The organism is Butyrivibrio proteoclasticus, from assembly GCF_900115735.1.
Classification (GTDB): Bacteria; Bacillota; Clostridia; order Lachnospirales; family Lachnospiraceae; genus Butyrivibrio; species Butyrivibrio proteoclasticus_B.
The window spans coordinates 1-2,579 of record NZ_FOXO01000067.1; the positions used below are offsets into that span (position 1 = coordinate 1).

The window sequence follows — 2,579 nt, forward strand, 5'->3', positions numbered from 1 at the left end:
TGAATATTCTTGTGCGGCGGAGCCGCCTATCCGGTGTGGCGTGAGCCACGTGTCCGGACAAGCGTGAGCCACCTTTATTTGTACCTTTACAATTACATACGGTCAGTTTCTGATAAACCATAAACCTCTCGCATGGAAAGATCCTTGGATGGATCTATTGGAACGATGTTGATGACGTATCCGTCATGTACGATACGATCTAGTATAGCATCTGCCAGAGGGGAATCATCTCCTCCGAGCTGTTCATACCAACCCTCTTTTGTATATTGAGAGCAGAAGATGGTGGAGGATCTCTTTCTCCTTCTGTGGAGCAGCTCAAAGATGTCTGTCTGCTCTTCTGGTGTAGGTTTCATTAATAGCCACTCATCCAGGATAAGGAGCGTAGGATTGGAATACTTGGATAACACCTTTTTGTATGTGCCATTTTCTCTGGCTGTTCTTAAGTCTATAAGAAGATCTGGAAGTCTTACATACTTGGTGTTGTAGTAATGCTTACATGCCTCCATTCCAAAGGCACATGCCATATAGCTTTTTCCACTGCCTGTGGCTCCGGTGATAAAGATGTTGCGGTAATCTGCGATATATTCACAGCTGGCAAGTCTCTTTATCAGTTCCTTATTGAGCTTTCTTCCCGAAGTGTAGTCTATATCCACTACACTCGCGGACGGTTGGTCAAATTCAGCGTTCTTGATGAGTCTTTTGAGCCTGTTGCTCTTACGGTTGGTATATTCTGTATCAACAAGAAGCCCAAATCGGTCTTCAAAGGACATTTCCTTCATGGAAGGATCCTTTTCCTGAACGCGGAATGCATCCGCCATTGATGTAAGTCTCATTTCGATTAACTTGTCTATTGTTGATTGGTTTGTCATGAGCGTTTCCTCCTGTAGTAATCAGCGCCTCTGGTGATGCCATTTGCGCTTGATTTATGGGTATCAGAATTTTTGCCTTCGCTTTCTGAAGCGTTTTTCTTTGATGCTGCAAGGATGTTGCTTACGCTCTTATAGCTTGGGCTCTGTGTGTATGAAAGAGCTGTTTTACAGGCTTCTTCTAGACGTGTTGGCGAATATCTATCTGCCATTTTTAACAGTCCCATACAGGCTCTGTACGATTGTTGTTCTACCCGTTTTGAACGGAGGATTGCATCTATGACTTTTGCTGTGTTATCACCGATCCCTTCTGCCCATTTACGGAAACGATCACCATTCCACTCAAGGTAGTGCTGATGTTCTTCAGGCATGTGCTCTGTAACAGTGCTATATTGACCTTGTCGGCCGTATAAACGCCTGTGAGAGGCAATACGGTTCTGGTTATAGAAAACTTCGATTATGGTTCCTGTAATCCTTACGTCGACTTTCTTGCCGATGTATTCGTAAGGAATTGAGTATAGCATTCCATCAACTGCTATGTGATAATTGAACTGAACGGTGGCTTGTTTCCATTCCGCCAGTTCATAGCGGGTAGCAGGTAATGGGACCAGCAATGGTAATTCTTCGTCGTGGAAGAGCTCATATCGGCTGCCCTCTTTCTTTTGGAAGGGGCGGTGATTAAATTCTTCCAGCTTTTTCATTATTGCGGCGTTGAGTTCTGCCAGAGTAAAAAACTGTTCATTGCGTAGAGCAGCTACGATCCATGTGGATATATTGCCTACGCTTCCTTCAGCATTAGGTTTATCCTTTGGTTTTCTTACTCTTGCAGGTATAATGGCAGTTCCGTAATGTTCGGCAAGTTCGTGATATATCGCATTAATCCTCGGATCCTTCCAACTGTTGTTGTGAATCACTGCAGTTTTACAATTGTCCGGAACAAGGATCTTGGCTACACCGCCAAAGTAATCATACATGTGGATATGAGCGGTTATCCATGACTGCTGCTTTTCATCAGGAAAAGCCTCAACAAAAGCATACTGACTGTATGTCATTACACCAACGAAGATATATACTTCGGTTATTTCGCCAGTATACGGGTCAACAAGCTTGGCTGTATCGCCAGCCCAGTCAACCTCAACCTGTTCACCGGGCTTTCGGTTGATATGCATGGTAGCACGACGCTTGTTTTCGTCCTGTTGGATATAATAACAGAACTGGGAATACATAAGAGGTTCTTCGCCAGCCTGGCGACAATCTTCCATGTATTCAGTCCACAGGAGCTTCTTGGAAACGCCGTTCTTCAGAAGTTCTTTGCGAATGTAGTTAAAATCAGGCATTCGCTTAGTGGTTATTGATGCCGGTGATGAGGAAAGCTGCTTCTCCAGATCCGCATCAGTTGTGCCTTCAGGTAGCGGCCAGGAGATTCCTTTTTCTTCTGCGCTTTTTACAACCTTGGACACAGTGTTTCGCGAACATGGAACCGATAGAGCAATGTTCCGTTCGCTGAATCCCAGACTTTTAAGTCTTAGGATTTCTCGATATTTGGTCATAAACTTGACCCTCCTTAAAATGAATTTACGCAATAACGCGCATATATTCATTTTAGTTAGATCAAGATAGTGGCTCAATGACACCGGTAGAGTGGCTCATCCCAAAACGGAATGATGGCTCATTTTCACCGGACAGGCGGCTCAAATAGCCCCAGATTATTCA

The 2,579-nt window shown here is 44.3% G+C and carries 2 protein-coding genes; both read right to left on the reverse strand.

Annotation, left to right across the window (positions count from 1 at the left end):
- Positions 1-92: 92 nt before the first annotated feature.
- Positions 93-869 (reverse strand): IS21-like element helper ATPase IstB, encoded by a 777-nt coding sequence (gene istB, locus BM146_RS18870; protein ID WP_074882995.1) that lies wholly within the window; start codon positions 867-869, stop codon positions 93-95.
- Positions 866-2,416 (reverse strand): IS21 family transposase, encoded by a 1,551-nt coding sequence (istA, locus tag BM146_RS18875; RefSeq protein WP_074883001.1) that lies wholly within the window; start codon positions 2,414-2,416, stop codon positions 866-868. Before istA ends, istB begins: the two co-directional genes overlap by 4 nt.
- Positions 2,417-2,579 lie beyond the last annotated feature (163 nt).